The organism is Mesorhizobium sp. M5C.F.Ca.IN.020.32.2.1, assembly GCF_004023105.1.
Taxonomy (GTDB): domain Bacteria; phylum Pseudomonadota; class Alphaproteobacteria; order Rhizobiales; family Rhizobiaceae; genus Mesorhizobium; species Mesorhizobium wenxiniae.
The window spans coordinates 1-7,962 of record NZ_RZSX01000224.1 but is presented as its reverse complement, the minus strand read 5'-3'; the positions used below and the strand labels follow the sequence as shown (position 1 = coordinate 7,962).

Sequence of the window (7,962 nt, the reverse complement as noted above, 5' to 3'; positions counted from 1 at the left end):
CAATGTATGGCCTCACCGAATGCAAGCGCTGTACCTATCTGCCGCCGGAAGACCTTGAGCGAAAGCCATTGAGCGTCGGCGTCGCCATCCCGAACACGGAAATGTGGATTGTCGACGAGCATGACAAGCCGGTCGGTCCTGATGTCGTTGGCCAACTCGTCATCCGCGGGGCGACGGTGATGAAGGGCTATTGGGGTAAGCCGGAAGCCACGGCCAGAAAACTCAAACCCGGCCCGTTGCCGGGCGAGCAGGTCTTGTACACCGGCGACTACTGCCGGATGGACGCGGAAGGCTACCTCTACTTCATCGGTCGCGGCGATGAGATCATAAAATCGCGAGGAGAGAAGATAGCGCCGAAGGAGGTGGAAAACGCGCTGCTGGATGTTCCGGGTGTGCGGGAAGCCGCGGTCATCGGCGTTCCGGACGAGTTGCTCGGACAAGCTGTGAAAGCCTTCGTCGTGATCGAGCAAGGAAGAATCGTCGGCGAAAGGCAGTTGCAGAAAGAATGCCAGAGACGATTGGAAAATTTCATGGTTCCGAAGTCCATCGTGATCGTACCCAGCCTACCGATGACAGACACAGGCAAACTCAAAAAAACGGCCCTGTCATGAGGCGGTTTCTGGATGAAATTGATCAGCATTCATCTTTAGTATCAGTATCGGAGGAGGATTCAATGTTGTCTACCAAGGATAGAGCCGAGACCTGCAAGGACCAGATTCGCGCTTTCCTGGCGTCGAATTTCTACATAGCCGACGCGGATGCTCTGGAGAGCAATACGTCCCTTCTCGACCAAGGCATCGTCGACTCGACAGGGGTACTCGAGGTTATCGGCTTTATCGAGGAGACCTTCGGCATCACCGTGGAAGACAGCGAACTCTTGCCGGAGAACCTCGATTCTATCCAAGGAATTGCGCAATATGTTCTCCGCAAGCAAAACTGATTGCCGACATCTGCCCAGCGTTGTTTGACGCCGCCGACAGCGCCACCGCCTGCCGCAGTCGCGGCACGGCTCACGCTTGCGACGTGGTATGTCCCACAACCACCCTGCCCTCGCCGGCTTCGTTCGTGACCGCGCGGATGTTCTCGTAAGCCTTGGAACGCTCCAGCAGACTGATGACCTGCCGGTCCTGGCCGAGGCCGACCTCGAAGAGCAGGATGCCTCCGCGCCGCAAGTAACGCGGCGCGTCCTTGATCACCCGCATATGGATGCTCAGGCCGTAGGGGCCGGCCGCAAACGCTTCACGCGGCTCAAGCTCCGTCAGATGCGCGCGGTCGCGCTCAAGCCGCTTTTCCGAAATGTAGGGCGGATTGCAGACGATCACGTCCATCGTACCATCAAGCTCCAAGCCCGAGAAAGCACTGAACAAGTCGCCCTGAAGCACGGACACGCGATCCGCCATGCCGTGATGGGCGACGTTGCGGCGCGCGACTTCAACGCATCCATCGGTAAGATCGCTCGCCCAGACACGCGCGGTGGGAGCGTAGCGCGCGATGGCGCACGCCAGATTGCCGGCCCCGCAGCACATATCGACGACGCGTGGCGCCGGCAGGTTCATTTGACTCAGAACATCAAGCGCGGTCGTGCCAAGCAACTCCGTCTCCGGTCGGGGAACGAGCGCACCGGGCGCGATGAGCAACTCCAGCCCCATGAAGTTGGTGCGGCCTTTGCTGTAGGCTTCGGCGACACTGATCTCTTCGCTCATGACAGACCCGCCTTCCTGACATTGCCGGTGCCGTTGTCCGACAATTCCGCCCCAATTAAGTGTATCCCAAATTCATTAAATTCTCGATGGGCAAATCGAAAAACACTCGCCGCCCTAAGGTTTGAAGACATGATGCAACAAAAGGTGATCATGAGCCTCTCATCTGTCGCATGATTGGGAATATTGTCTCATCATTGGAAATATCCGGGCTCCCAGCCCCGTTATCCCCAGCCTTGCAAAGCCAATTCCCGAATTCTCGGTCCTGCGTCACGATTTTGCTACATTTTAATCAAAAGGCACATATGTAAGCAAAGCGTAATGTTTCAGTAGCTAACGGAAAGCAGCCGCTTCCCGCAAGGCAAGAGGGTTTACCCATCATCGACATGACCAACACGTTCGCGCGGCAATTTCGCACGAAAGATCGCAGATCATGAAGTCAACGCAAGGGCGCTCGCCCGATCTACGCTCCGCTATGTTCGGCTCAATGCATGGACTGATTGGCGTCGGCGTTTTCTCGGCAGTGATAAACGTTCTCGCCCTGACCGGCTCCGTCTATATGCTCCAGATCTACGATCGCGTGCTGCCTTCCCAGAGCATTCCGACTCTCATCGGATTTACGATCGGGATGCTTGGCCTCTACGCTGTCTATGGCCTCCTCGATTTCGTCAGGCTTCGCCTGTTGGTCCGCATCGGCAGCCGCCTGCACAGAGATCTGCAGCAAAAGGCGTTCGCTGCCTCGCTTTCCCTGCCGCTTACTGCTGGGCAGGATGCGAACCGGGTGCAGCCGCTTCGCGATCTGGACCAGTTGCGCGGATTTCTTTCCGGACTGGGACCGACGGTCGTCTTCGACGCTCCTTGGATTCCGTTTTATATGGTGGTCATCTATCTGCTGCACCCTTCGCTTGGTGTGTTGGCAACCGTCGGCGCGGCTGCTGTCGTACTTTTGACGGTAGTCGCGGAAGTCGTTGCCCGCAAACCCGCCGCGCGTGCTTCCGAGACGCTCGTGGCACAGCGGCTTCTTGCCGATTCCGGCCGCCGCAATGCGGAGGTCGTCCAGGCGATGGGCCTTTCCGCTCAGCTCGGTCGGCGCTGGAATGAGATCAGCCATCTTTACCTCAAGAACCAGGAACAACTCTCCGATGTCGTCGGCGCAGCGAGTTCATTGTCGAAGACACTTCGAATGGCCCTGCAGTCCTCGGTGCTGGGGCTTGGTGCCTACCTTGTGATCGGCGGCGAGGCTTCGCCCGGCGTGATCATCGCATCGTCCATATTGCTGGGCCGCTCATTGGCGCCGGTCGATGTGGCAATCGCAAACTGGAGAGGATTTCTGGCCACCCGGCGAAGCTATACCGATCTGGCGGCAGCGTTGGATGCTTTCGGTAGCCAGAAAGACCCTATGGAGCTGCCGCGCCCACAGACACAGCTTGCGGTCGAGGAACTGACGGTCGCACCACCAAGTCTGCAGAGACCAACGCTCGTCAATGTGAGCTTTCGCCTGTCGAGGGGCGCGGGGTTGGCGATCGTCGGCCCGAGCGGCTCTGGCAAAACGACGCTCGTGCGTGCTTTGGTCGGGGCATGGAAGCCGCTTCGTGGAACGGTAAGGTTGGACGGCGCCTCGCTCGATCAGTGGAATTCGGAACTGCTCGGAACCCATATTGGCTACCTGCCGCAGGACGTTGAACTGTTCGACGGAACGATCGCCGACAACATTTCAAGGTTCGGCGGCAAGAGTGACGCAAAGGGCGTGCTGGCAGCCGCCAAGGCTGCGGGCGTGGACAAGATGATCATGCGCCTGCCGGAAGGTTTCCAAACGCGCATCGGTGAAGGCGGAGCGGCCCTGTCGGCTGGGCAGAGGCAACTCGTCGGGCTCGCCAGGGCGCTTTATGGCGATCCATTCCTTGTCGTTCTCGACGAACCAAATTCCAATCTGGATGCAGATGGTGATGTTGCCCTGGCTGGGGCAATCCTGGCCGTGCGCGAGCGTGGCGGCATCGCGATTGTTGTTGCGCATCGTCCGTCAGGGCTCGTCAACATCGATCAGGTGCTCGTCTTGTCGAATGGCATGCTCCATTCATTTGGCTCGCGCGAAGACGTTCTGGCAAATGTGGTCCGGCCCTTCCCGCGGCAAAATAGTGTCGTCCCGCTGCAACAAGGTGCAAGCGGCCATGCGTGAGGTCTTGCTCCGTGTCTGATGTGTCCCTGTCATCATATGCTCCGGTTGCTGGCGATAGCCAACCGATTGGAGCGAAGCCAGAGCCGGATGGCCTCCGGACCAATCTGCTCTTGGGGCTGGCAGCATATTATCGTTCCGCTGCAGAAAGGTGCAGGCGGGCCTATGTGAGGTATTGTTCTAGCGTGACCGTGTCGTCATATGCCGCGGTCGCTGGCGAAAGCCAATCGTTCGAGACGAAGCCAGAGCCGGATGGCATCCGGGCCAATCTGCTCTTGGGCTTGGCAATCACCTTCCTGTTGATCTTCGGCGGAGGACTCTGGCTGGGCTTGACCAAGATTGCCGGCGCGGTGATTGCCCCTGCCACTGTGGTGGTCGAAAGCAACATAAAGAAAGTCCAGCATCAAACCGGCGGCACTGTCGGCGGCATCTTCGCCAAGGACGGGGATCATGTGCAGGCCGGCGACGTATTGGTCAGGCTGGACAACACATTGACCCGAGCAAACCTGCAGATAATCAGCGAGGATCTCAATCGCGCCACCATTCGTCTGGCCCGGCTGGAAGCCGAGCGACAGGGTCTGCCGGAAATGCAGATTCCGCCCAGCCTTCGGGTCAAGATGGGCGACCCGCAACTGGCGACGCTTATCAGTGGCGAGCGGGCCGTGTTCGAAAGCCGTGCTGCGGCGCTGGCGGGCCAGAAGGCACAATTGCAAAGCCGCTCGAAGCAATTGGAACGTCAGATCGATGGCCTCAAAGCGCAGCAGGCGGCGATGGACGAGTCGCTGAATCTGCTGACGCTGAACCTTGCTGACGTCGAGTCTCTCTACTCCAAGAAGTTGGTCTCGAAAGAAAGGCTGAGCACCATCAGCTTGGAGAAGAGCCGGACTCGCGGCGAGTCAGGACGCCTTGTCGCGGCAATCGCCGAGGTCCAAGCCCGCATCAGTGAGACTGACCTGCAGGTGCTTCAGCTCGACGAGCAAATGCGGAGCGAGGTAACGAGCGAACTTCGCGAAACGGAAGCCAAGCAGACCGAACTCAATGAGCGCAAGGTAGTGGCGGAAGACGAACTCGCCAGGACAGATATCCGCGCCCCACAGTCGGGAACGGTACAAGAATCCGCGGTCCACACCATTGGAGGCGTGATTGCTCCCGGAGAAGTGCTCATGATGATTGTCCCCGATGCCGACAACCTGGTTGTCGATGCGCTCGTTTCTCCAGAGCGTATCGATGACGTGCGTCCAGGACAGCGGGTTTCAATCCGCTTTCCGGCTTTCGACGTAGGGACGACACCTGTTTGCCAAGGCTCGGTCAACCGCATCTCTGCAGATCTGATTAAGGATCAGCAACGTCAGCTTTCATATTTTTCGGCGCGCATCAATGTCGAAAATTCCACGACCTGTCTGACGGGAGCGAAAATACTCAAACCTGGCATGCCCGCCGAAGTTCACATACGCACTGACGAGCGCAATGTATGGTCCTATTTGCTGAAACCCTTTACCGACCAGGTTTCCAGAGCTTTCAGACAGTAACGCAATCGGCAATCGCGACAGAACAAGGTACAGCAGTCTATCGGACCGCGGCGGTCTCGAGACCGTTGCTGAACCTTACCTCTATCGTGTCACCGGGTGATACCTCGGTGTCTTCTCCGGCCGGCTGTTTGCGCCATTCCTCACCCATCTTGCGAATGATCGTGACCTGAGCCTGGATGGTTTCGCCGGCAACTGGCAGTGGCTGGGCGGACGCCCCCGTGGGCTGCAACTTCTGGCTGGCGGCGCGAAGTCTTGCGGTGATGTCGGCAAGACGCACGTTGGTGTCCTTCAGCTCAGTCAATAGAGCCATCCTTCTCAGGTTGTCATTGCGCTCGCGCTGCCTGAGAAAATCATCCTGCTGGCGTCGTGTTCTCATGAGCTCAACCGACGTTTCGAGCGCCCGGCTGGAAGAGAGAATCACACCGCGCCGGACATCGGCGAGTCTGTCGTTGGTCAGATTGCCTGCTTTATGCACTTTCGTTATTCGTGCCAGGTCGTCCTCGTCCGCTTTCACTGCCTCGGCTTCGGCCTTCTCGCGCTTGAGCAGGACCTCGATCTGTGCCGCAGCAGCCTTGGCACTTTGTTCAAGGTAGCTTTGCTCCTGCTGGAAGTTGTCCAGGGAAATCTTGAGCCCTTCTGCTTCAGCCTGGGCGATTGCCGACACGAAAGCGGCCGACAAGGGTGACCCTTGTGGTGGCTTCATGTCGAAATTCGCCTGGTTCTGAAGTTCGGCGCGCAGGCGGGCGCTATGAAAATAGTCTCTGGTGTACTCCCCCCAGGCCGATTCATAGTCGCGCCGCAGATCCACCGGATCTGGGCCAACCTGGTTTGCCCTTGCCCGCAGAAGGCTGAAACCGCCAGACACGGCGATCGCCTGCCGCACGGTCATGAGCGGTCGGTAAGCCTGCTGTCCGGGAGTGAGCACGTCGCCGGTCACGTAGATCGGGCGATACTCTGCGATCACGGCGGTGACGTCGCTCGGCTTGACGACGATCATTTGCTCCCGCCCATCGGGCAAACGCTGGTGAAATATCTTGGTAGTCAAGATCGTCTCCATGCGTGTCTGCAATTCGGCCGGAGTGAGGCCGCCGACCGAAACCATGCCGACTTCGGGAAGCGCGATCGTGCCGTCCATTTGAACCATGACACGTTGCGTTCGTTCCGGGATGGAGGCAATTCCTATCTCGACGGTATCGCCGGCGGAAATTCGATACGCGACCCGCGTCTCCGCTGCGGCGGCCATACCCACGACAGCCAGCATACCAAGCGCGGCAAGAAGGATACGATTAGTGAAGACCATTGGTGACAATCTCCTTCCGGTTCAACGTCGACTCTTCCGGCCAATCGACACGGGAGACGAAGTCGTAGACTGGCCCGCCGGGCACGCCCCAGTTGCTCGACCAGATTACCTGCGAGCCGTCAGGGGATGGTGAGGCATGACTCTCGCTTCGATAGTCTAACTGAGTGCTTCTCGTTTGTGCGATGCGTCGGACGTCCCCGCTGCCATCGATGCGCAGCGCGATCACTTCCTGTGCATATGGCGCCCAGTCCGGGTGAGCCGATATCTCATCCGGATCGCCGCCATAGGTCAGGAACACCCAACCAGGCCTATCCAGCGCACGCAGGGATGCATGCATGGCTTCGCCGTATTTCATAAGTGGGGTGACCTTGCCGTCGGACAGCCTTCGCTTGATCACCTGATACTTGTCCGGATCGGACTTGCTGATACCGACATAGACTTCGCTGCCGTCGTCATCGACTGTCATATCGCCATGCCCGGGCCGGTGATGTTCCATCCACCTCTGGAGCAAAGTGCCCTCGACACTAAAAATGAAGCCCTGTTCGATGCCGCTTGTTATCTCCTGAAGGCATAGAATGTTGGTTCCGAGCGGAGAAATCGAGCAGGTGCCGTTGGTTCCGCCAATATGCTCAAGATCGATGTCCGGGAATTTCCGCCGTTGCTTGAGATCGTAAGCAAAGACCACCGCATCCCCATTCTTACGCACTGCACGCACGGCTATGCGGTCACCGTCACGGCTTGGATTGCCCTTGCCCGGCCCGAAATGGAAATCGTGATACTCAGTCGAAACAAACAGGACATCTTCGCGATTGGTCCGTGGCGCCCAGCTCGACACCTGCCGACCCTGAACGCAGATCATCAGATCGGCGTTTTGAGGGTGCCATTCGCATTCAGTCGATCGAGCGCGGCGGAACAGCGGAGCATATGTGTGCCCGTCGAAAAAGCACATGCCGCCGCTACAGCCGTTGGTAATGACGAGAAGGCTCTGGTCTGAATTCCAGGCTTGGGCACTCGAATAACGGTGGCTGCAATATTTGTTCCCGCATGCGACCCCATTGCCAAGCACTCCCGGCTTGGTAATGCGCGTAAAGATTGTCCCAAACGCCGGATCCGTCACTGGGCGCAGATAGTCGGGCAGATCCATCATCACCGGCGCGACAAATTGTGTCTGCTCGCTGCTTTGCCGGCTTCCGGCCGCGGGCAGACCCAACGACATGGCAACGGCAATCAACAGCAGAGCCGATGCACGCTGGTAGAAGG

The 7,962-nt window shown here is 58.5% G+C and carries 7 protein-coding genes; 4 read left to right on the top strand and 3 right to left on the bottom strand.

Annotation, left to right across the window (positions count from 1 at the left end; translation table 11 throughout):
- Nucleotides 1–611, top strand: a 611-nt coding sequence (locus EOA86_RS13615; RefSeq protein WP_164891736.1) for a fatty acid--CoA ligase family protein, incomplete at its 5' end; no start/stop codon positions are given.
- A 62-nt stretch (nt 612–673) separates the two neighbouring features.
- On the top strand, nt 674–940 hold the full coding sequence (locus EOA86_RS13610) for an acyl carrier protein (protein WP_029352679.1): 267 nt from the start codon (nt 674–676) through the stop codon (nt 938–940).
- Between the two features lie 70 nt (nt 941–1,010).
- On the opposite strand, the gene EOA86_RS13605 is transcribed toward EOA86_RS13610, so the two are convergent.
- Nucleotides 1,011–1,703, bottom strand: coding sequence for a class I SAM-dependent methyltransferase (locus EOA86_RS13605; RefSeq protein ID WP_128342126.1), 693 nt, complete (start codon nt 1,701–1,703; stop codon nt 1,011–1,013).
- Nucleotides 1,704–2,133: 430 nt separating this feature from the next.
- On the opposite strand from EOA86_RS13605, the gene EOA86_RS13600 reads away from it, so the two are divergent.
- Nucleotides 2,134–3,876: a type I secretion system permease/ATPase gene (locus EOA86_RS13600; protein WP_164891735.1), complete on the top strand. Its 1,743-nt coding sequence runs from the start codon at nt 2,134–2,136 to the stop codon at nt 3,874–3,876.
- Nucleotides 3,877–4,064: 188 nt separating this feature from the next.
- The gene (locus EOA86_RS13595) at nt 4,065–5,402 is read left to right on the top strand and encodes an HlyD family type I secretion periplasmic adaptor subunit (protein ID WP_065009618.1); all 1,338 of its coding nucleotides are present in this window, start codon (nt 4,065–4,067) and stop codon (nt 5,400–5,402) included.
- A 37-nt stretch (nt 5,403–5,439) separates the two neighbouring features.
- On the opposite strand, the gene EOA86_RS13590 is transcribed toward EOA86_RS13595, so the two are convergent.
- The gene (locus tag EOA86_RS13590; protein WP_128342123.1) at nt 5,440–6,702 is read right to left on the bottom strand and encodes a polysaccharide biosynthesis/export family protein; all 1,263 of its coding nucleotides are present in this window, start codon (nt 6,700–6,702) and stop codon (nt 5,440–5,442) included.
- Nucleotides 6,689–7,962: hypothetical protein (locus EOA86_RS13585; RefSeq protein WP_128342121.1), on the bottom strand; the 1,274-nt coding region annotated here is incomplete at its 5' end. The genes EOA86_RS13585 and EOA86_RS13590, both read right to left, overlap by 14 nt.